The organism is Streptoalloteichus tenebrarius (assembly GCF_024171885.1).
Taxonomy (GTDB): Bacteria; Actinomycetota; Actinomycetes; order Mycobacteriales; family Pseudonocardiaceae; genus Streptoalloteichus; species Streptoalloteichus tenebrarius.
Map to the genome: position 1 here is coordinate 1,261 of NZ_JAMTCP010000046.1, position 20,768 is coordinate 22,028.

The window sequence follows — 20,768 nt, forward strand, 5'->3', positions numbered from 1 at the left end:
TGCGGCCGTGACGCCGGAATGAGGTCCGGCCGTTGGCCGGAGTAGCAGGGCTTGGCTGAACTGGGGCATGTGACCTGCGACATTGTAGATCATCGCGAGCGGTGTGAGTCAAGTCTGGTTCTGGATCTTTCTGAGAGGTGTTGCAGGACGGTGATGTGTGCTTTGAGCTGGGTGCGAGCGGTGATGCGTGGGAGGGGGCTCACCTCACCGCTCGTGTTTAGACGATCTTCGGGTTGGTGCTGGGAAGGGACCGGCGGCGGCCGTGCATGTGGATGGCCGCCGGATGGGGGAGAGGCCCAAGGTCGATACGGACGACGCTGTCCGCGCCCAGGTCGATGATGCTCAGAACTCGCAGCTCCAGTGTGGCGAGTTCCGCGAGCGACAGGTCGCAGAGGAAGACGGAGTATTGAAGCCGTTCCCCGTGGTCGCGCATCACCGTGCAGACCCGTCGGAGTCGCGCGGGGTCGGCGATGTCGTAGGCGAGGAGGTAGCGGCGTCGGGCCATGGCGCTTCATCGGGTGGTCATCGGGGTGTAGTCGGAGAGCTCGCCGACCAGGGCTCCGGCGAGGATACGGGCCTGAACGTCAAGGACCCGGCGGTAACTGATCGTGTAGCCGAACAGTGGATGGGTGACGGTGGCGGCGAGGCGTCGTTCGTAGGCCCGGATGAGGGTGCGTCGGCCGTTGGGTGTGAGGGAAAAGGCTCCCGCCCTGCTGATGAAGTCGCTGGCGCTGATCTCGGCGTTGTTGATGAGGCTCAGTACGGTGGAGTCGGCGATGAGGGGCCGGAACTCTTCGGCGAGATCCAACGCGAGGGCCGGGCGGCCGTACCGGATGCGGTGGTAGACGCCCAGGTAGGGGTCCAGGCCCACGGCCAATGTGGTAGCGATCAAGTCCTTGAGCAGCAGCGCATAGCTGAAGGAGAGCATCGCGTTGACGGGGTCGCGGGGCGGGCGACGGTTTCGGCCGGATGCCGCGAACGCGTCGGCGAACTCGGGGGCGGCCAGCAGTGACGGGAATGCCTGGAAGTACAGGCGGGCGGCGGTGCCCTCGATGCCCAGCAGAGTGGACAGGGAGTCGGCGGTGGCGGCTCGACGACCCATCTGGGCCAGAGCCTGCGTGACGGCCTGCTGGTCACATCGGGCATTGCGACGAATGAGAGTGCGGCAGTTATGAATCTTGCCGGCAATCATCTGTCGGGCCAGGCCAAGTCCACCCTGGGCGTGGGTAATGGTTTGTTGCCGGCGGAGCTCGACGTACTTGGAAGGCAGACCGTAGGCCCAGCCTTTGAGCCACCCTCCATAGGTGAACCACAGTACGGGCACGGCGCGGTCGAACAGCTCGTGCAGAGTCTGGGTCGAAATCTGCACTCTGCCGAAGACCGCGAGCTGGGAGACATCAATCATCCTGAACGAGGCCAGGACCTCGTCGTCCTTGGTGACCTCCAGCCGCTGTGAACGTGTCCGAACCATGGATCCCGGCTCGGTCACGTACACCGGGGCGGTGTCGGGATCTTTCGGGACGATACGCCGTGGCGCGCGCTCGGTGAAGCCCAGCATCGTGTTGGTCTCGTCGGGAAGACAGAGCCCGACGAGAGAGCAGCGCACACACTTGGGGCTGTCGACCAGTGGCAGCGGTGGTGTGAGGCGCTCGGAGATCGCTCGAGCTCGGGCAACGCACTCGCGTGCCCAGAGGGCCTTGTCCTCATCGACGACGATGGGGACCCTCTGTCGGGTCGCGGCGTAGTACACCTCGCCGCGGTCGCACGTGTAGCCATGTTCGCGCAGCAGCAGGACGTGCAGCACGACTTGGACTTCGTCACTGGGCCACGGCGTGCCGTCCGACCGAGGTTTGCCCTTCTTGTAGTCGACCGCCACGACATGGTCCTGTTCACCTTCGACGACGTCGAGTCGGGCGATCACGCCCAGTGCCGGTGAGCTGAGCAGAAGCGAACGTGCCTCCCGCAGCACGCCTTCCTCGGGACGAGGAGCCGAACCGGACTCGATATCAACCCTCCGGTGCACGTGTCGTCCGAGCGCGACGTCGTCGGAATCCGCGAACCGACCGTCCACCCACTCCAAGTAGAACAGGCGCGGACAGTAGACGTACTCGTTAACCATCCGGGCCGGGATCAGCTCGGGGCTTTCGTCGGCCACCATCGCCGACTCCTTCGTGGTTTCCTGCCGTGCTCCAGAGTTGTCCCCTGAGGGAGGCGCTGCCACCGGGTGGTGACAGGAGACTCCTGGGAAGTATCGCTGGAGGAAGGCCTTGCCGCAGACCGAGCCAAGCAGGACAGGGCGGGATCAACTGAGGAGCCAGGGATGATGGGCGGAATGAGGTCCGGCCAGTCGTCGGAGAGATGCTGTTGCGTCCGCCCTGCGGGTTCTTGCCCGATCTCTGTTGTCGATTCGAGGCGCGGGTGCTCGTGCGGCGGTGTGGTGAGGGTATCGGTGGGACCCGCACCGGACCGGGATGGGGTCTCGTCGCGCTGCGGGGGCGACGAGGGTGTCTTCACACTTTCGGGTGACGATCGTGGGGGCGAGTGGGATTCTGTCAGTGCCCGGTGATGTCCTCCGTCCAGGAGGCGCGAGTACCCAGGCGCCAGGACGACTGGACGGAGGCCGCGGTGGCGGACGTGTATGGCCGGCTGGAACGGGCGGTGTCGCTGTCCGGGGAGGATGCTGCCGTGGTGATCACGGCTCGGCTTGAGCCGATCGGTGGCGTGGGGACGCGCGTGTTCCCCCCGACCTATCCCTTGGACGCGGTCAACGACGATGCCACCAAGCCCCGCCGACCGTATGTGGTGGAGCCCCGCCGCATGGAGGACGGGGTGGTGGAGACAGTGTTGTTGGACTCGGTGCAGTCAGAGTCCAACCGGGTCGAGGAGGCGCTCGAGCGGGCGGTGGCCGAGGGCCGTCTGCGGCTGCCGCATCTGCTGGTGGAACACGAACTCTCCACCGGCCGGCGAGTCCGGATCTCGAGTTTCACCGCCCCGCACCGGTACGCCGACGCCTACTTCCGCGACTCGCTCCTGGACGGCCAGGCCTTCGACAAGACGGCGGTGGGCAAGTCCCTGCGAGCGGCGACAGCGGAGGACTGCCGGGCCTTGTACGAGCGGGAGCCGCTGAGCGTGGTGTTGGGGGCGTGGGACTCCCACCGCAAGGGACGCGTGGCGAAGTTCCCCCGGCTCTACCGTAGCGAGGTGGTCGGGGTGAACCCCGTGTTCGGGCGACGCGCGGCGGGCCGGATGGACCCCCACAACATGGTGGGCGCGGTGGCCAACGGCGCCGCGGCCACCGATGGGTCGGCGGGCTGGGAGCACGTGGCGCCCAACGGGAAGTCGGCGAAGGGGGAGAAGTTGTCGGAGATCGGGCACGGCAACATCACCCCGGTCGCCGCCCACGGCGGGGTGACGGTGGAGTCGGCGGTGCGCATGGCGTCGCTGTCGATGGCGGGGTTGGCGCGGCTGCGCTTCGGGGATGCTCCGCTGGAGGCGGCGACGGCGGCGCGGGTGGCGTTGGCCGCCCTGGCGCTGGTCGGGGATCGCCTGGCGTTCGGCGGGTCGGGATTGTGGCTGCGGTCGGGCTGCGAGCTCGTCGTGGTGGACGAGGAGGTGGCCTGGCAGCGGCGCGGCGGGCAGCGGGAGCCGTTCGAGCTGGGCGTGGACGAGGCGCTGCGGGTGTTCGAGCAGGCCCGGGCTCGTGCCGCCGAGCACGGGTTGGTGATGTCTGACGAGGTGCTGCGTCTGAGGCCGGGCAAGGGGCTGGCGAAGGCGTGGGAGCACGCCTACCTGTCCGCGGCGGTGGAGGAGGACCGCCGCTGATGCTGGCGGTCCAGGTGCGGCTGCTGCACGGCCGCTTCGAGGCAGGCGTTCGGGATCCGCGACAGTCGCATCGACAGGCGGAATGGCCGCCCCATCCGGCGCGGCTGCACTGCGCGCTGCGGGCCAGCGCGACCAACGAAGGGCATGGACAGCTGCTGCGGTGGTTGGAGGAACAGACGCCGCCGCAGGTGTGGGCGGAGCGGGTTCCGGTGTGGGCGGGCGAGCACGCCTCCTACGTGGTCACCGGCAAGGTCAAGCTCGGCGGGGGAAACCAGTTCTTCCCCGGGCGCACCAACGGGCTGCGTCGCCGGGCGCACGCGGTGCTGGCCACGTCGGGGTTCGCGTTCGTCTGGCCCGACCTCAACCCTGATGGGGACCGGGTGGAGGCGTTGCGGGAACTGACCGCACGGGTGCCCTACTTCGGGCGTTCCACCTCCGCCGCGGTGCTCACCGTCCACACCGAAATGTCCGATGTGGAGTGCGGTGAGTGGGTGCGGTTCGTGCCCGACCCGGATGACCACCGTGGGGGTCGGGAACTCACGGTGGCCTGTCCCGGCTACACCGACGCGTTGGAGGAGACGTATGCGATGGGATCCCCAGCCTGGACCGCTCCGGCACGCGCTGTGGCCTACGGTGTCCTGGGTGAGACCGACCCCGAGCCGGAGCAGGAACTCACACCGGTGGCGGGGCCGCACCGGGAGATGGTGATGTTCGCCTTTCCCCGCGGGGTGCGGATCGACGGTGTCCATGCCGGGATGGTCACCGCCCGGCTGCGGCAGGCGGTGATGTCGAGGGTGCCGGACCCGTTGCCGCCCCAGGTGTCCGGTCACGGCGCCGACGACCGCCCCCACGTCGCCTACCTGCCGATCCTGGATGTCGCCCACCGACACGCGCGGGGACATCTGTTGGGGGTGGCGGTGGCGCTGCCGGAGATGAATCGCGCCGAACGAGTGGCGGTGCTCCGCGCGTTGTGGAACAGGGACGCGCCCCTGTCGCTGAGGCTGGGCGAGATCGACGTGGAGCTTCTGCCGGAGGACCACGAGGAGTTCCAGCAGCGCGGCGTCGCCCGGTTGCGTGAAACGTGGTGGCGACAGCCCTCGACGACGTGGGCGACGGTGACGCCGATCGTGGTGGAGCGGTTCTGCGGCCCGGACGGGGTGGAGGAGGAGATCGGGCGCTCCTGTCGTCGTCTCGGTCTGCCCACTCCGGTGGAGGTGATTCCGGCGGCGGCGCCGCTGGTGCGGGGCGGGGCGATGTTGCGGCGTCGGCATCTGCCGCGCAAGGAGGCTCACCCTCGGCCAATGACCCATGCGCTGCTGCGGTTCCCCACCCCTGTGGGCGGACCCGTCGCGGTGGGGGCGCAGCGGTATCTCGGGATGGGCCTGTGCGCCCCGCTGCCCCGAGAGGAGGCGCCCAGTGAGTAACGCCGACTACGACATCGCGGGGTTCGCCGCGTTCGTGCGGGCAGTGCACGGGAAGGACCGGGAGCCCTTCCCGTGGCAGACCACGTTGGCCGAGTTGGTGCTGCGGAAGGGGCAGTGGCCCGAGGCGCTGGATGTTCCGACCGGGTTGGGCAAGACCAGCGTGCTCGACCTCGCTGTCTATGCCGCCGCGGCCGGAACCGGGCCGCGGCGGGTGTTCTTCGTGGTGGACCGCCGGCTGGTGGTCGACGAGGCGTTCACCCACGCCCAGCACCTGGCCGCCGCCATCAACACCCCCGCCACGGATGCCTGCCGGCGGGTCGCTCACGGTCTGCGGGCCCTGAGCGAGACGGCGCCACCGGCCGAGCCGGTGATGGTGACCCGGATGCGCGGCGGGACCACGTGGGACTGGCGGTGGCTGGACCGACCCGACCGGTTCAGCATCGTGGTGGGCACGGTCGACCAGATCGGCTCCCGCCTCCTTTTCCGCGCCTACGGCACCTCCCGCCGCCTCGCCCCGATCGACGCGGCCCTGGTCGGCACCGACTCGGTGGTGTTCGTCGACGAGGCGCACCTGGCGCAGCCCCTGCTGGACACCCTGAACACCATCCGAAACCTCGACCGACCCGAGCGGACGGTGCGCCCGCCCGTGCAGGTGGTGTCCCTGACCGCCACCCACCGCAAACACCCCACCCCTGCCCAGGGTGGGGAGCGGGAGCCGGCGGTGACCGTGTTCGATCTGGACGCCCACCGCGAACACGACGAAGCCGCCCGCCGCCTCGACGCCGACAAGACCCTGATCACCGCCACCTGCCCGGAGCGGGCGCTGACCGACGTGCTCGTCGAGGCCACCACCCTCGCCGCCGAGCATCGCCCCGGCGGGCTGATCGGCGTGGTCGTCAACACCGTCGCCCGCGCCCGCGAGGTGTTCACCCGACTCCAGAGGAGGCTCGACCCGGACCAGTGCCTGCTGCTGATTGGACGCTCCCGGCTGTGGGACCGGGATCGGCTGTTGGCTGAGTGGGCACCCAGGATCACTGTAGGTTGGCGCAACCACGCGGCCCTGCCTACCCGGATCGTGGTTGCGACCCAGACGGTGGAGTGCGGGGCGAACCTCGACTTCGACGGGCTGGTCACTGAGTCGGCGCCGTGGGATGCGCTCGTGCAGCGGCTGGGCCGACTCAACCGCGTCGGCCAGGCCAATCCCGCGACGGCGCTGGTCGTGCACGCCACCAGCAACAAGCCGGACATCGTCTACGGGCCACCGCGCGAGAACACCTGGGCCTGGCTGGCGTCCCTGGTCCCGCCGCGGGAGTGGGCCCATGCCCGCGCGGTGCGGGCCGACCAGACCCGCCCGGTAAAGTTGAACGTCAGCCCCGCTGCCCTACGCGGGCTGGTTCCCCCGGCGGGCGCCACCAGTACCCCCGCCCTCGCCCCGATGATGCTGGCCCAACATCTCGACGGGTGGGTGCGCACCGCGCCGATCCCCATTCCCGATACCCCTGTCAACTGTTTCCTCCACGGCTTTGACACCTCTCACACCACGGTGCGGGTGGTGTGGCGGGCCGACCTGGACCCCGACCAGCCCCGCGAATGGAAACACCTCGTCGGTGCGCTTCCGCCACGGGCGGAGGAAACCCTCGAGGTTTCACTGGCCGCGGTGCGGTCTTGGCTTCGTGGCATCCCACCCACCACCGTGCTCACCGACCTGCCTGACGAGCCAGGCGAGAACCAGCAGACAGCGGCGGGGGAGACGCGCCCGGTGCTGCGGATGCGTCCGGATGAGGACCCCAAGGTCGTCCACCGGCTCTCCGCGCTCCGGCCGGATGATCTGATCGTGGTGCCCGCCAGCTACGGCGGGCTCGACCGCTACGGGTGGAACCCGGACAGCACCACGCCGGTCCTTGATGTGGCTGACCTGGTGGCCCGGCGCCATCCGCTGCTGCGGCTCAACCCCGCCACTCTTCTCCCCGTCGTAGCGGCCACCGGGGGTGAGGAGACCGCCCTCCGAATGGGCGAGGCGTTGCGGGAGCTGGCTGACCACCTCGGTGACGACGACCAGGTGCGCCTCCCGACCACGATCGGCCTCGGCAACACCCCGATCGCCCGCAGCTTCGCCCGGCTGCTCGATGTGCTCACCTCGTGGTGGCCACAGGCCCACCCGACGGTGCCCGTCCCCCCGGTCTTGCCGACCCGGCTGCGTCTTCGACCCCGTTCGGAGGAGGGGGAGGGCCTCCCTATCCGGGTGGAGGATCTTCTGCTCACCACCGACCGCAGCCTGGCCGGGGCGGACACTGGAGCTGATGCCTCCTCCGGCTCCACCGAGCCACTCGAACTGGGGCAACACCATAACGAGGTCCAGGAGCTGGCGAAAGTCTTCGCCACGAACCTGACGCTCCCTGATGACCTTGTGGCGGCGGTCGGCCTTGCCGCGGGCTGGCACGACCTCGGCAAGCTCGACCTTCGTTTCCAGGTCATGCTGCGTCGCGGCTCCCACCGCGCGGCAGAGATCGCTGAGCGGCCGTTGGCGAAATCCGGCATCGATCCCACCCACAGGGCCGCGCTCGCCCGTGCCCACAAGGCCAGCGGCTACCCGAAAGACGGCCGCCACGAGGTGCTGTCGGCCGCCCTGGCCGGCCACCTGCTCACCGCCCTCCCGATCACGGGTGTCGACGAGGAGCTGGTGGTGCACCTGATCGCCGCCCACCACGGCCACGGCCGCCCCCTACACCCACCGGTCGACGACCCTCACACGCCGACCAGCGTCACCGTGCCCGCTGGAGCCGGCCCTCACATCGACCGCGATGTCACGGTCGACTTGACCGGGTTCTCCACGGTGGACTGGGAATCCTGCGACCGGTTCACCCGCCTCAACCAGCGCTACGGCCACTGGGGGCTGGCCCTGCTCGAAGCGATCGTTCGTCTCGCCGACATCGCCTGCTCCGCAGGCGAACACCACGACCTGAACCTGAGGGAGAAGCCATGACGCCGGTGTCCCTCCCGGGGCTGGACGGCCGAACCCCGCTCGGGTTCCTCGCCACCCTCGGCCTGCTGCACCTGGTCACCACCCACGCACCCGACACCCAGCCGCGGCTGTCCTGGACCCCGATCACCTGCACCCCGCTCCTGCATACCACCACCTGGTCCACAGTGGACGAGGTCGCCGAATGGCTGACCGACCTGGCCGCCGGCCTGCCCGAGGAACAACTCCTGCCCGGCTTCCCCGCCGGCTTCCCGCCATCCGGGGCAGCTCCTGACCCTCTGCGACCCCGCCGCGAGAACCTCCGCGAGCTGGTCGAGGACCGGTACGCCGATCACGTCGAGCTGGTGGGGGCGTTGGTTACCGACCTGGCGGTCAAACCCGACGGCCGCGTCGAACGCACCCCCATGGTCGCCCCCACCGGCAAACAGAGCTTCCACACCATGTTCCGCAACCAGGCCCACTACATCCGCACCGAACCCCACCGCCTCCGGGAAGCCCTCACCCGCTGGGTCCGGGTCCCCGACCGCCTCGCTGAAAGCTTCGACCACGCTGCCATCCACAGCGGCGCCGACGACGCGCGCGGCGAACCCACCGAACACGCCGTCCCTGGCGCCACCTGGCTAGCCATCGCCGGCCTGCCCGGCTACCGGCTTGCTGCCGACCTGACGGGCCGCACCACCGCCACCGCCTGGCGCCGCATCAACCACGCGAACCTGCTTGTGTGGCCACTGTGGACGTATCCGCTGAGCGCGACCGGCGTCCGCGTCCTGCTCGAACACCCCAATATCACCCGCGACGCAGTCCTGGACAAAGGAACCCTCACCCTCAACCCGGAAGGCTGGCAGCCCTTGACGGTGTTCCGGGTGTGTGCCGCGCGACGCCGCCCCAGCAACAACTCCGACGGTCCCCTCACTCCCATTCCTGTCCGCACGCCCTGAGCTGACATCATTCACAAACAGGACGCTGCTCGACCACCCCAACGCCCTTTGACAACCACACAGTGAGAACGGCTTTGATCACCGGGTTGCGAGCGGCGCGGCGGTGCCACCCCTAGCCCGCACCGCTCGCGCCCAGGTCAGACAAGCTTTCCGACCCAGCCACCCGCCGTCGCCGGCGCCAATACCGCCCTCAATCACCCACCGCTCGCGTTGATCTCCAGCGCCCCTGGTCAAGCCCACCGTGCGGGGCGAGCCCTGCCACTCCGGCCTCCGGCCGGACCTCATTCCGGCCTCCGGATCTATCGCCGCGTCCGACCACCACCGACTGCTGCCACTCCGGCCTCCGGCCGGACCTCATTCCGGCGACTTGTCGGTCCGCTGACCTGCTAGTGACAGGCGCACTGCCACTCCGGCCTCCGGCCGGACCTCATTCCGGCATCCAGGTAGAGGCGGTAGCTGCGTTCGACGTACCCCCCTGCCACTCCGGCCTCCGGCCGGACCTCATTCCGGCGCCGGAGTTGGTGACTGGATCGTCACCCGCCGGACCTGCCACTCCGGCCTCCGGCCGGACCTCATTCCGGCATGATGTTCCGGCGGTCGATCCCGGCCGCCTCCGCGAGGTCTGCCACGCCGGTTCCGTCGGGAAGTGGCTGGCGCAGACTCCAGCTCGACGGTTCGTAGCGTCGGTGATACTTCGTCGACGTCGGGGCATCGAGAGTTCGCCGCGTGGGAGCGGGTGTTGGAGACGGCTAGGAGGAGGCGGTCGATGACAACCGCACGGAACCGCATCACGGTGGCCAGTACTGCACCCACACGACCTGCGGGTTCTCTGTTTACGCTGGTCGGGGTGCTGTTGGGGCGTAGCTGGGTGAACTGTCGGGGCTTCGGCGAACCCAACCCGTCGACCAGCTCGTTACGGAAACACGGCGTCTCGTAGAACAGCTTCAGCGGAATCACGAAGTCCGGATCCTCCGCGAGTAACCGCCCCAACCACCTGGTCACTGAGATGGTGCCCTCGGGGATCAGCAGCGCCTCGGTGGTGGCCGGCGCGCTGTCGTAGGAACCCCGGTAGTCCGGCACGCTGAGGTAGAAGCAGCCGCGCTGATCCCACTCGGGCCAGGGGGAACGCCCCACGACCTCCTCGGAGAACGAGGTGGCGCGCTCGACCAGGGGCACCTCCACCTGCTCGTAGCCATACCACCGGGCCAGGTCCGTCAGGACGGCCGAGACGAGCCGCCTCTTGCGCAGCTCCAACCCGAACAGGTCGGTCATCCCGACGAGCGGTCGGTTCATGGTCGACTGATCCACGGAGTCTCCCGATCACACACGAGGTGAGCATGGGGCTGTGCAGGGGAATCGGCGGCGATACCAGCCGAGCAACCCTGGTTGGGTTCGGTGGGGATCATGCGACCGTGTCCAGGCACACGCCCGACAGATGACATTCGATGACATCCCGGACCGGAAGGCCCAGCAGTGCCCCGACACGTGACCATCACCGGTGCCCGTGCGCTCGCCGAGCAGGACGCGGCGCGTCTGGACGTGGTCTTCGCCGGCTATCTCAACCTGTTCGCCCGCCCCGATGCGCACGTCTATCTCGGTAGTGCGACAGGGATCGACACCCTGGCCCTGGAATGGCTGGCCGTCCACAGCCCCGCCGCCATCTCCGTCGTCGTGCCCCGTACCGTGGCCGACCAACCCGACCTTGCCGCCGAAACCATCCGCACCCGGCGGGAGCGGGGACGTCTCACCCATGTCGTGGAGTTGGGCGCCGACCACCTCGGAGCGCCGGCCCGGCTGGTGGTGCCGCTGTGAGATGGTTGAGGAACGCACAGTGATCGGCCGTCGCCCGCGACCCTCGCCGGACCACTGTCCTGGCTGGCGCAGCCGACCGCATCGGGGTCACCCTGCGCCCCGGGCCCTGGACCGAGGCCGCACGGCACCTGGAAACCGACCTGGTCATCTCCGTGCTCCCGCCCGGCGCCGCCGACCCGCTCGCGCCGCTCTGGCCGACGGCGGGCAACCTGCTCCTCGACGTCGTCTACCGGCCCTGGCCCACCCCGATAGCCCGCGCCGCCCACCGCGCGGGCAGCACCGTCATCGGCGGCCTTCCCATGCTCCTGTACCAGGCCGCCCGCCAAGTCGAACTCCACACCGGCTCTACTCCAGCACCCTTGGCCGAGATGCGCGATGCGGCTCAACGTGCCGCGCTGCGGCGCGGTCGCCGACGGCGGGGTGCGCGCGGGCGAGGTCGATGTGGTGATGCCCGCGTCGGGTGCGGGGCATGCCTCGGGGGCGGGGACCAGGACTTGGCGGCGGCCAGTGCGGCGGGGCGTCCGCTCCCCGCTACCACTGCGCATGCTCGCCTTGGCGCGGGCGGCCGTCGTCGTGGCCGCGTTCCTGGCCTGCCGCTCAGACCAGGTCCTGGCGAGGCCACCCCGCCGGGGCCGGAGTAATCCCCCAAGCCTTGACGGCTGCGGCGGTCGCCGCAGCCACCTGGGCGACACCCCGCTCGCCCCATCCCAGCAGCGCCGCGGCGTCGGTGGGTGAGACCAGCACCCGACCGTAGGCCCGGCCCGTACACGGGTCCACCGCGACCGGGTCCGCATGCGCCAGCAGCGCCGCGTACCGAACCTGCACGTACACGCTGTCGTCGTTGGACACCAGCTGGTAGCCCACCGGCCGCCAGTCCGCCAGCACCAGCTGGCTTTCCTCGTAACACTCCCGCCGCAGGGTCGCCACCAGGTCGGCGTCGCCGGGCTCTGGTGTTCCGCCGGGCAGGTTGTAGCGGCCGGCGTCGTCCTGGATCACCACCGCGCCGGACGACCCGTGGAACACGACTCCGTAGACCTGCCGGATCGGCGGCGTCGGCGGGGGCGGCCACTGCTCAACCCACCGCATGGTGTCCGCGAACACGATGTCTCCGGTTTCTCGGCGGAGTGGGAGTGCCTTCCGGTCAGTCAGGTGTCGTTGCCGCACCTCACTCCGAACATCACCGGGGAGGCAGTCCCTCATTCCAACATCATCAGGCTCTCGTTGCCCGGGTCTGCTCCCGCTGCCGAGCCTATCCGCAGTGTCGTGCGCTGGCGAGGCGCGCGGCAGCTCGTCGACGTCGGTCGGCGCCGCAAGTCCGGACTCGTGCCAGGCCTGCTCTTCCAGTAGATCAGAGGTTTCGGGCGACGCCGAGCCGCCCAACTCTACGCAACAGGTTGGGCTGCCCTTGAGGAAGGCGAACATCTGCCTGGCGCCGGAACCGCCGTGGAGATGGCGCTGAGACGCGTAGCGGCTGGCGGCGACAGGTCGGGACGGTGCACTACCGCCCCAACACTTGGTCGCCGCCGGTGATCACCTCTCGGATGGGGAGGTGAGTCCTCTCTCTGATCCTGGTGGCAGTCGCGGAGCCATCCGGTGGCGTGGTAGTCCCACGGCGGGTGAAACACCTCCGCGCCCTTGGGTGCGTCCTCGGGGTCGCTGTCGGTGGCGGACGGTGTCCAGCATGGCCCGATACCCCCGGTCCGTCTGGTAGTGCACGTGCAGATGGGCCTGGGGATGCCACTCCTCGCTAACGGTGAGGGGTCACCGCGCGCGATGCCGCGCTGTTGGGTCTGGAGGATTGGTTCGTCGTACGGGGTGACGGGACGGGTGCTGCTGTGGTTCATGGTCTGGCCACGACGCCGCGCGCAACCGGTACCCGTCCCCAGCACGGCTGAGGTCTCCTACCGGCACGGTGGTGTCCAGAGAGGAGCAGGGAGCGCCGGGCCGGGATCGAGCGCCATTCGTGTCCTGTGGATGATCTTCGCCACTGACAAGTCGGTGTGGAACCGGTGGTTGATCCGGGCTTCCACGTCGGCGTAGCGCTGGGCGAGGTCGGGACGGAGCTGGGCGGCCCGCACCAGATCCCGAGGCCGCGCCAGGACGCAGAACGAGCAGGACAGGCGCGGGATGTGGTGGTAGGCCGGGTGGTAGGGGAGGCCGCTGGCGTGGATCCGTTCCCACACCTGGTTTTCTGTCCAGTGGTGGATCGGACGCCATGTCCAGACGTGTCGGCGGGTCTGGTTGCTGGCCACCCGGTTGGCCTCAAAGGGGAGGCTTGCGGGCCCGTGCGGGGGACTCCTCGGCGCGTTCCCCGGTGCAGTCCAGGATCCGGGCGGGCCGACCCAGGCCGAGTTCGCGGACCAGTTCGGTGAGGAAGCGGTGTTTCGGTCCGCGCTGGCGCCGGTTCCATCGTCGGAGGTTGGGCTCGGTGTCCACTCTCGCGGAGGTCGCTCAGGCTGTCCGTGCCGTCGCGGACCAACTTCCCTCCGAGGCCATCGAGGTCGCCGCGAGTTGCCTGGAGGACTCCGCCGCCATGGTCGCGGCAACCACCGCAGGAAGCTGGTCCGAGGAACCCGCCCAGATCGCGGCCCTGTTCGCTTCGGCGCTTGACCGCATCGACGAGGTGAGGCAGCTCCTCGCGGAGCTGTCCAAGCGGCTTCACGAGATCGCGCCGCGCGCGAGGCTGGCCGGGTTGACGGGCAGGTGGCTCGCCGAGCCGACCCGTGGCGGCATCACCGGCTACCTCACCGGGCACCACGCCGCCCGTGCCGTCGGCGAGTCAGTCCTGCACAACTCGCTGCGCGTCATCCTGCACGCCGGATACGAGTCGGCGAGCCGCCTGCTCGGCTCCGCGCTGTTGGCCTGCCTGGACACCCCCGGCTCACTGGACACCCTCGCCGACCGCGACCCTGACGTCTTCCCTGAACCGAACGTGCTGCGGCTTGACCGACGGCCGAACCCGCACGTGGCCTTCGGTCGCGGTCCCCACACCTGCCCAGGTTCATGGCTCGCCGCGCTCCTGGTGCGCACCGTGCTGACCGCCTTGGCGCGCGACTACCCGCGAGTGCGGCAGGTGAGCGAGCTCGTGGTCCGACCCAACGTCACACTGCGCGGCCTGCAACGGCTCGACCTGTCCCTGTGCTGAAGGGGTTCGGCGTGCGCACGCATCCTGTCGGCAATCATGGAAGGAGAAGATCATGCGTTACCTCCACTGAATCAACCGATCGATCAGACCGGGGACGGTGGACGTCGCCGATACGCAACGGCGTTCACCGTGCCCGCGGAAGGTGCTCCTCCTGGCTGTGTCACCGACAGGGGTGGTCCTGGTGGTCCCGCCCGGTGAGCCCACCGCGCGTGGGCGACGTGGATGTGGTCGTCTCGACGAGAGCCGGGCAGCGTCCGAACGGAGGAGGAAGCGGCGGCGAGGGCGCTTCCAACACCCGGGAGACGACGAAGCCGCTCAGGTCACGGTGCGGTGTGGGAAGGGTGATGGTCGATGACGTGTGTCGCCTGTGGACCAGGACTGATTCATCACTTCTCCACGGTGCATCACCCTCCCTACGCGCCGGTCTGGTATCCGGCGTCGATCCTGCGCTGGTCGCCTGGTGACGACCCGGACCGGGAGTTCAACCAGTCCCGGGTTCCGCTGGCGCCGCGGGAGCTCAACACCTACCGCCCGATGAACCAGCAGAGCCGGGTGGAGAAGGCCAGGGTCGCCGCCTGTGTCGCCTTCGCCGCAACACCCAACAACCTGTCTCAGGGAGTCCTCGATCACGCCTTCTACGCCTGCGGGTACTGGCAGTACATCGACATCCTCGTCTTCTGGGGCGGAGCCGCGGGCGAGGGCCTGATCCTGGCACCCAACCCACACGTGACCGACGCCGCCCACCGTCACGGGGTGAGGGTGTTCGGTAACGTCTTCTTCCCCGAGGCGGGCTCTGGTGGCAGGAGCTGCTGTGTCGACGCCTTCCTGACGCGGCGAGCTGATGGCAGCTTCCCCGTGGCGGACAAGCTGATCGAGGCCGCCCGGTTCTACGGGTTCGACGGGTGGTTTATCAATCAGGAGACTGACAGGTCCGGCGACGACCAGCGGCACGGCGAGTTCCGGGACTTTCTCGCGTACGCGAGTGAGCGGAAGCCGGACGGGTTCATGTGGTACGAGCTGTCCGGCTCGCTCGCCGAGGACAACGTGAGGATTTTGCAGGATGGCAAGACCCGCGTGTCCGACTCCATCTTCCTGGACTACGCCTGGATGAGCGAGAGAAGGGGCGACAAGAGGCACACGCTGCGGGACTCGGCGGCCACCGCCGAGAAGGCCGGCCGCAGCGGCCGGGATCTGTACGCGGGCCTGGAGACCGTCCAGGGTCGCGGCGACCCGGAGGTAGCGGTGAAGCATGTCTCGTTGGCGTTGTTCCGGCCCGATCACGAGACGATGAAAGCGAGCGGCAACGGACGTGATCTGGAGAAGTTCCACGAGGGCGAGGCCACCTTCTGGGTCGGTGGCCGCCGGGACCCCTCCGACGTTCCCCAGGGCACACGGTGGGGCCTGGCGCGCTACATCGTCGAACGCACTCCCGTACTGCGGGATCCCTTCGTCACCCACTTCAACACCGGTCACGGCACCGCGTACTACGCGCAGGGGAAGAGGGTCCGCACCGGCGGGTGGGCGAACCTGTCACTCCAGGACGTCATGCCCCTCTACCGCTGGGTCGTGGACCCCGAACGGGCCGCGCTGAAACCCCGATTCGACTACGAAGACGCCTTCGAAGGCGGCACGAGCCTGCTCCTGCTGATGCCCCACGAGGCAGCGCGGCCAAGCCTCCTGCCCCTGTTCCAAGCCCAGATGAGGGTCACACCGCAGACCGAGTTCTCCGTGGTGGCCAAACCCGACGAAGAAGAGTGGGAGTGCCTGGAGATCGCGGTCGCGCTGAAGCAGGCTCCCCAGGAGTTCCTGCGCATCCGACTGGAACCCCAGGAGCGGATCAATGGCTGGGTGCGGCTGCGCGGCACCCCGGACAGTACGGTGTCCGGCACCGCCGTCCAACTGGGACTGTGGGTGCGACCCCCGGTTCCGGCCCCGATCCGGCTCGGCCAGCTCAGCGTCCTCACCGCAGAACTCGCCGCGCCACCGGCGCCCACCGACCTCAAGATCCAGCAGAGCATCCCTCTGTCGCTCAACAGGCGGGCCTTGCGGCTTCGCTGGAAGCCAGCCGCCGCGGGCGCCCCGTCCTCGTCGCCCCTACGCCATTACGAGGTCTACCGCGGCGAGGACCGCAGCGTCCTTCTCGGCGCGACCCTCAACACCTGCTTCTACGTCGAATCCCTCGAACGCGACCGGCTTGAGAAGGAAACCCCGCTGGTGGTATGCGCTGTTGGACCCACCGGGCACCGATCCGGCGTGGCGAAGACCGTGGTCGAGTGGTAGCCCGCGTGACACACCGCGTGAGCACGGTGGTCGCGCTCAGTACCGCGTCCACCGTCGCTGGTTCTCGGGGCTTCGCAACTCGGCTTCTGGTGGACAGGGCAGCCAGATGTACTCGTTCCATGCCCGACTCGACCCGAGCGGCCCCACGACCCTGTCGCAGCACCTCGGACGCCTCGACGACCTCATCACCACACCCACCAGCGACAGAGTCGCGGCGCTGACCGGCACCCGATACCGCCCGGGCACGTTCACGTCGGGCCGCCGACCGGGCCGCTGCGAAAGATCACCAATACCCGCCCGGAACTGAACGGCGTCGCTCTCCGGACCCAACAACCGCTGGCCTACCGTGCCGCCGACGGCCTCGACCTGGGCGGCCCGCGCGGTGGAAAGGCTACGGCCACCAGTTCGCCCTCAGCGTGGCTGGCAGGGTCGGACAGGAGGAGTGGACCGACATGCATCCGCGAGCGCGCCTGTCCGCACCGTGGACACGCCGCCGTCCCAGGCTCCGGGTCCGCGCCCGCACCCCCGGACCGCCTCGCCGTCCAGACCAACGTGCTCAACCCCGCATCGCGGGAAGCCAAGGGAAAACGATCTCCACAAGCTCCGCGTCAGCGACAACGACGACCGCGCGGGGGCCACGTCACGGAGTCTGACCAGTGGTTGGCTCTGGCGCCCCTGCGGTGGTGGTCGTGGCGGTGACTGAGCGCGGTGGCCGCGGCTGGGTCAGGGTCAGGCTGCTGACTCGAGAGGGGGACGGTGTAGCCGAGGGATCCGAGGTGGCGTCCCGTCTTGGCGACAGCGGCAGCCATGCGTCAGTAGTGTGGGGTGAACGCGGACTCGCCTGATGCCCGGTTGGGGCCGTAGAGCGCGTTCTTGGTGAACCCGACCAGTTCGTCGAGTTCCATCCGGTGTGGCTTCTTGCCCCCTTCGCTGATGAGGAAGACCTCGTCCCAGGTCACCAGCCAGACGTGGCGAAGATAGTTCTCGAACCCGACGAGACCGCCTTCGCGGTCGGGAAGGGCGGTGAGTTCGTGCACCAGCTTCGGTGGGTTGGCGAACCGAGCTCGGGGATCTCCCGGCCGGACGCGGCGCGCTGGCGCATCCGCAGGTAGGGGTTCGGCTCGCGGTCCCACCTCGACGGCTGGGCGCCGGCCGCCCTGGTGTAACGGTAGGCGGCCTCGTCCTCGGTCTCCGCGCCGGAGAACTCGCACCGGTACGCGGGGAACACGGCCCTGGACATCTGGTGCAGTTCGGCGTTGTCCGCGTGGTACTTGTGCACGGTCGACCACCACCAGCGGACGCTCCGGAGGGGCGATCAGATCGGAGTCGTGGTCGCGGGCGAACGCGACGATGGCGTGCGCGAGACCCTCGTCGTAGGAGTTGTGGGCATAGCACTGGAAAGCGTGTGTGCCGTCCCTGCTCAGCATCGCGGAGAAACCGAAGTTGGGGGCGTGCGACCAGTACCACGCGTCAGGCACGCCACCGATCGGAACCGCACCGGGGATCGCCGCAAACGTGTCCGCCAGATCCACGGATCGCCCTCCAAGGATGTTGGTGATACGTGTCATGAGCAGGAATAGTTGGGGCCCGGAGGCCGGTCGCTGAACCGCTCCTTCAGCATGGCGCCGCGTCGGGAGTTCTCGCTCCTCGACATGGCCTCCATGTTGTCGGTCTGGTAGTACCACGCCTCGCGCTGGGCGCGGGTCTGATTGTGGCCGGACTCGATCCAGTGCTGCACCACGGCGGGGTTGTGATCGTAGGTCAACTCCTCGAACGGGATGATGTTGCCGTTGGCGTCGACCCGGGTGAGCTGGTTGCGTGGAATCGGGACACCGCTCGGGTCGACAGCGAACCGGCCGTCGGGCCCGTGATGGCTGGCCAGGCCCAGGGGGTCGCAGACCACCAGCGGGTTGACGACGTAGGTGTAGTGGTTCGCCGACGGCGTCAGGCCGACCGGGTCCGGGCTGAGGTAGCGCGCGGTCGCGGGGTCGTAGTAGCGGTGGAAGTTGTAGTGCAGTCCGGTCTCCCGGTCGTGGTACTGCCCTGGGAAGCGCAGCGGGCAGGCGGTTCCGTCGAGCGCTCTCACCGCCAGCTCGTCGCCCCACAAGCTTTCCGTGCGATACCAGGAAATCCGGCCGTCCTGGCCGACCAGCTCGGTTGGGCTGCCGATGAAGATCGCGCACGATCGCATGGAACCGACTGTCAATATCCTCCTGCGGCGCGTCCGCCAGCCAGGAGCGCGAGGTTTGTGTGAGCGGTTCGCCCGTTACGGCCCCGTAGTCCCACGACGTCGCTGTCACGCGGCCGGCGCAGGTGTGCCACTGCTCGGCGAGTTCGGCGCCGTCCCAGATGAACGTGGCGTCCCGCACCGCCTCCACCCTGGCCACGTCCTCGGCCGCGGAGTCGGGGTGGTCGGCCACCTTCACCTTCGCGGTGCGGCAGCCGGAGCCGGCCACGATCGCGGCGGCGCGCTCCGGCCCGACCGCCGGCACCGTGCAGTTGACGGGGACGCGGTCCCGCACGGGCGCGGGCCAGCCGTGGTCGGCGGCTTCCAGCGCGGCGGCCAGCCAGCTCACGCCAGGAACGCGGCGTCGGGTTGCCCCATGTGCACGAGCGTGCAGCCCGTGACCCAGTACAGCCGGGTCATCAGGTCGTGCGCGCGCACCCGCTCGCTGGCCGACGCGGCGTGGACGGTGGCTCGAAGGTGCGGGATCGCCGTCGGCAGGGTCTTCGCGAGAGCGTTGTACCGGCCACCCCAGTACGTGCCCCACGCGTGGTTCAGGGACCGGGTCGGGTGGGGCGAGTTCTGCCCGTTCTCCGAGTACGACGACCGCGAGTCGGTCCGGAGAGCGCTCACGGCGTCCGAGCAGACGGACGACGAGCTGCTGCACGCCACGGTGCGCGGCTCGGTGGCATGGCAGCTACTCGTCCAGGGCCGCTACGACGAGGCGGTGCGCATCGCCACGTCGACCGCCGAACGGACCGAGTCGCGAGGCGATGCCGCACCCGAGCACCTCGCCGCGTATGGAAGCCTGCTCATCACCGGCGCGACGGCCGCGGGCCGAGCGCGGAAGGTCGGTGAGGCGACCAGTCTCCTTCAGCCCGCCGGTGAAGTCGCCGACCGGATCGGCTACGACCGCAACGACTACGAGACCGCCTTCGGCCCGTCACAGCTCGTCATGCAGACGGTCGACGTGCACGTCGTGACCGAGAACTACACCAAGGCGCTCGACGCCGCGAAGATGATGCCCCGCGAGACCGGTCTGCCGCTGGCGTCGTCGGCGCGGCATCTTGCCGACCGTGCCTACGCCCACGCGCGGCTGGGCCACGACCAGGAAGCGCTCGACATCCCGCTGGTGATGGAGCGTGCGGCGCCGGACTGGGTCCAGTACCAGACCCTCCCGAGGCTCGTCGTGGCCGAACTCGTCGAGAACCACCGGCGTCGCGTGACGTCGAAGCTGCTCGGCCTCGCGGCGCGGCTCGGAGTGAACACCACCTGATCGGCCAGTACCGATGGGAACCGCGTTCTCGCTTCGTTCGTGCTGACGCGAGCGAGCGCGCTGACCTCGCCACGGCCGAGCGGCTCGCCGAACCACCGCTCAGGGCCTCACGGGAACGACGAGGGGTGGGCCGCCAGCGGCAGTCGTTCCAGGACACGCCACCGGTACTGGTGATCGACCCGGTACAGCTCGACCAGATGCAGCTCCTGGACCTCGATCACGACCGGAGACAGCGAGCGCGCGTGACGCGCCGCCTCGATGTACGGGTCGGCTGGCTGGACGCGGTGGCTGTAGGCGATGCCGACATGTGGGCGGAACACCGCGAGGGAGTCCGTGTTCGTGTTTTCGGACGCCGCCAGGGTCACCGTGTGGAGCGCTGCCAGGGGAGACCAGGGTGCGACACTGAGGCGGATCGCTCCGGGGGAGCCCGCCAGCGGAATGGCCGTCAGGCGGAACGGGCCGATGCTACGGCAGCGGTCACGGACGGCACGGACCGCGGTGTGCAGTCGCGGGAGCGGGGTGTCGTCGACGTAGCCGAGCCGGCAGAGGGTGAGGTGCAGGCCCTCCGGTGGGATGAGATCCAGCCCGGCCTGAGGCAGCAGGCGTTGGCATCGCTGGCTCAGCTCGATGACTGGCTGGTGTTGGCTCAGGTCGAGGAACCAGTGGTACGAGCGCTGGTGGGGGCGGTCCCAGTGGCGCAGCATCGTTTCCAGCTTGTCGAACGCTCGTTGATCGTGCTGGGCGACACTGACGGGGTCATCGAGATCCTCCGGCGGCTCAACGGGAAACACGGCGTAGGGCATAGCGGTCAGTGTGCCGCCCGACAGCGGTGCTGGGTGTGGGTGAGTTCGTGATCGCCCGTGCGGT

At 69.2% G+C, this 20,768-nt stretch carries 18 protein-coding genes and 2 pseudogenes; 10 read left to right on the forward strand and 10 right to left on the reverse strand.

The window, feature by feature from the left end; genetic code table 11:
• Positions 1-217 precede the first annotated feature (217 nt).
• Positions 218-505, reverse strand: a complete 288-nt coding sequence (gene cas2, locus LX15_RS26870) for a CRISPR-associated endonuclease Cas2 (RefSeq protein WP_253672664.1) — start codon at positions 503-505, stop codon at positions 218-220.
• A 6-nt stretch (positions 506-511) separates the two neighbouring features.
• Positions 512-2,158 (reverse strand): CRISPR-associated endonuclease Cas4g/Cas1g, encoded by a 1,647-nt coding sequence (cas4g/cas1g, locus tag LX15_RS26875; RefSeq protein WP_253672666.1) that lies wholly within the window; start codon positions 2,156-2,158, stop codon positions 512-514.
• Positions 2,159-2,625: 467 nt separating this feature from the next.
• On the opposite strand from cas4g/cas1g, the gene cas7g reads away from it, so the two are divergent.
• From cas7g to LX15_RS26895, 4 genes are read left to right on the forward strand one after another with little or no spacing between them, the layout of a single operon-like run.
• Positions 2,626-3,822, forward strand: coding sequence for a type I-G CRISPR-associated RAMP protein Csb1/Cas7g (gene cas7g / locus LX15_RS32740; RefSeq protein WP_308213528.1), 1,197 nt, complete (start codon positions 2,626-2,628; stop codon positions 3,820-3,822).
• Positions 3,822-5,246 (forward strand): type I-G CRISPR-associated protein Csb2, encoded by a 1,425-nt coding sequence (csb2, locus tag LX15_RS26885; RefSeq protein WP_253672668.1) that lies wholly within the window; start codon positions 3,822-3,824, stop codon positions 5,244-5,246. The genes cas7g and csb2 overlap by 1 nt, the downstream gene beginning before the upstream one ends.
• The gene (gene cas3g / locus LX15_RS26890; RefSeq protein WP_253672670.1) at positions 5,239-8,229 is read left to right on the forward strand and encodes a type I-G CRISPR-associated helicase/endonuclease Cas3g; all 2,991 of its coding nucleotides are present in this window, start codon (positions 5,239-5,241) and stop codon (positions 8,227-8,229) included. Before csb2 ends, cas3g begins: the two co-directional genes overlap by 8 nt.
• Positions 8,226-9,164 (forward strand): type I-G CRISPR-associated protein, Cas3-extension family, encoded by a 939-nt coding sequence (locus tag LX15_RS26895; RefSeq protein ID WP_253672672.1) that lies wholly within the window; start codon positions 8,226-8,228, stop codon positions 9,162-9,164. Before cas3g ends, LX15_RS26895 begins: the two co-directional genes overlap by 4 nt.
• 501 nt (positions 9,165-9,665) lie before the next feature.
• Here LX15_RS26895 and LX15_RS33945 read toward each other — a convergent pair.
• Entirely contained in the window at positions 9,666-10,472 is an 807-nt protein-coding gene (locus tag LX15_RS33945) for a hypothetical protein (protein WP_504978685.1), read from the reverse strand.
• 177 nt (positions 10,473-10,649) lie between these two features.
• Here LX15_RS33945 and LX15_RS26900 point away from each other — a divergent pair, with 177 nt between their 5' ends.
• Together LX15_RS26900 and LX15_RS33700 are read left to right on the forward strand one after the other, a co-directional pair.
• Complete coding sequence (locus tag LX15_RS26900; protein ID WP_253672674.1) at positions 10,650-10,976, forward strand: hypothetical protein; 327 nt, start codon at positions 10,650-10,652, stop codon at positions 10,974-10,976.
• 299 nt (positions 10,977-11,275) lie between these two features.
• Positions 11,276-11,617: a hypothetical protein gene (locus LX15_RS33700; RefSeq protein WP_372502800.1), complete on the forward strand. Its 342-nt coding sequence runs from the start codon at positions 11,276-11,278 to the stop codon at positions 11,615-11,617.
• Here the strand turns inward: LX15_RS33700 and LX15_RS26905 are convergent.
• Both LX15_RS26905 and LX15_RS26910 read right to left on the reverse strand, forming a co-directional pair.
• On the reverse strand, positions 11,574-12,077 hold the full coding sequence (locus LX15_RS26905) for an NUDIX hydrolase (RefSeq protein WP_253672676.1): 504 nt from the start codon (positions 12,075-12,077) through the stop codon (positions 11,574-11,576). The two genes, LX15_RS33700 and LX15_RS26905, sit on opposite strands and share 44 nt — an antisense overlap.
• 800 nt (positions 12,078-12,877) lie before the next feature.
• Positions 12,878-13,159, reverse strand: a complete 282-nt coding sequence (locus LX15_RS26910; RefSeq protein ID WP_253672678.1) for a hypothetical protein — start codon at positions 13,157-13,159, stop codon at positions 12,878-12,880.
• 245 nt (positions 13,160-13,404) lie between these two features.
• Between LX15_RS26910 and LX15_RS32745 the strand changes: the two genes are divergently transcribed.
• Entirely contained in the window at positions 13,405-14,121 is a 717-nt protein-coding gene (locus tag LX15_RS32745) for a cytochrome P450 family protein (RefSeq protein ID WP_301305327.1), read from the forward strand.
• Between the two features lie 351 nt (positions 14,122-14,472).
• The gene (locus LX15_RS26920; RefSeq protein WP_253672680.1) at positions 14,473-16,401 is read left to right on the forward strand and encodes an endo-beta-N-acetylglucosaminidase; all 1,929 of its coding nucleotides are present in this window, start codon (positions 14,473-14,475) and stop codon (positions 16,399-16,401) included.
• Between the two features lie 812 nt (positions 16,402-17,213).
• Here the strand turns inward: LX15_RS26920 and LX15_RS26925 are convergent.
• From LX15_RS26925 to LX15_RS33705, 4 genes and pseudogenes are all read right to left on the reverse strand, one after another.
• The gene (locus LX15_RS26925; RefSeq protein WP_253672682.1) at positions 17,214-17,360 is read right to left on the reverse strand and encodes a hypothetical protein; all 147 of its coding nucleotides are present in this window, start codon (positions 17,358-17,360) and stop codon (positions 17,214-17,216) included.
• Positions 17,357-17,680 (reverse strand): hypothetical protein, encoded by a 324-nt coding sequence (locus LX15_RS26930; protein WP_253672684.1) that lies wholly within the window; start codon positions 17,678-17,680, stop codon positions 17,357-17,359. The genes LX15_RS26925 and LX15_RS26930 overlap by 4 nt, the downstream gene beginning before the upstream one ends.
• 285 nt (positions 17,681-17,965) lie before the next feature.
• Entirely contained in the window at positions 17,966-18,592 is a 627-nt protein-coding gene (locus tag LX15_RS26935) for an RHS repeat domain-containing protein (RefSeq protein WP_253672686.1), read from the reverse strand.
• Between the two features lie 166 nt (positions 18,593-18,758).
• A pseudogene (locus LX15_RS33705) lies at positions 18,759-18,977 on the reverse strand (O-succinylbenzoate synthase); the annotation flags it as partial.
• A gap of 27 nt (positions 18,978-19,004) precedes the next feature.
• Here LX15_RS33705 and LX15_RS33710 point away from each other — a divergent pair.
• Both LX15_RS33710 and LX15_RS26945 read left to right on the forward strand, forming a co-directional pair.
• A pseudogene (locus LX15_RS33710) lies at positions 19,005-19,220 on the forward strand (hypothetical protein); the annotation flags it as partial.
• 78 nt (positions 19,221-19,298) lie between these two features.
• Positions 19,299-19,901: a hypothetical protein gene (locus LX15_RS26945; protein ID WP_253672690.1), complete on the forward strand. Its 603-nt coding sequence runs from the start codon at positions 19,299-19,301 to the stop codon at positions 19,899-19,901.
• Positions 19,902-20,008: 107 nt separating this feature from the next.
• On the opposite strand, the gene LX15_RS26950 is transcribed toward LX15_RS26945, so the two are convergent.
• The gene (locus LX15_RS26950; protein ID WP_253672692.1) at positions 20,009-20,704 is read right to left on the reverse strand and encodes a 2'-5' RNA ligase family protein; all 696 of its coding nucleotides are present in this window, start codon (positions 20,702-20,704) and stop codon (positions 20,009-20,011) included.
• Positions 20,705-20,768 lie beyond the last annotated feature (64 nt).

What these genes read in the sequence shown, in the direction of transcription:
- cas2 (WP_253672664.1), bottom strand. Translation starts at nt 505, where the DNA reads ATGGCCCGACGCCGCTACCTCCTCGCCTACGACATCGCCGACCCCGCG.
- cas4g/cas1g (WP_253672666.1), bottom strand. Translation starts at nt 2,158, where the DNA reads ATGGTGGCCGACGAAAGCCCCGAGCTGATCCCGGCCCGGATGGTTAAC.
- csb2 (WP_253672668.1), top strand. Translation starts at nt 3,822, where the DNA reads ATGCTGGCGGTCCAGGTGCGGCTGCTGCACGGCCGCTTCGAGGCAGGC.
- LX15_RS26895 (WP_253672672.1), top strand. Translation starts at nt 8,226, where the DNA reads ATGACGCCGGTGTCCCTCCCGGGGCTGGACGGCCGAACCCCGCTCGGG.
- LX15_RS33700 (WP_372502800.1), top strand. Translation starts at nt 11,276, where the DNA reads ATGCTCCTGTACCAGGCCGCCCGCCAAGTCGAACTCCACACCGGCTCT.
- LX15_RS26920 (WP_253672680.1), top strand. Translation starts at nt 14,473, where the DNA reads ATGACGTGTGTCGCCTGTGGACCAGGACTGATTCATCACTTCTCCACG.
- LX15_RS26935 (WP_253672686.1), bottom strand. Translation starts at nt 18,592, where the DNA reads ATGCGATCGTGCGCGATCTTCATCGGCAGCCCAACCGAGCTGGTCGGC.
- LX15_RS26950 (WP_253672692.1), bottom strand. Translation starts at nt 20,704, where the DNA reads ATGCCCTACGCCGTGTTTCCCGTTGAGCCGCCGGAGGATCTCGATGAC.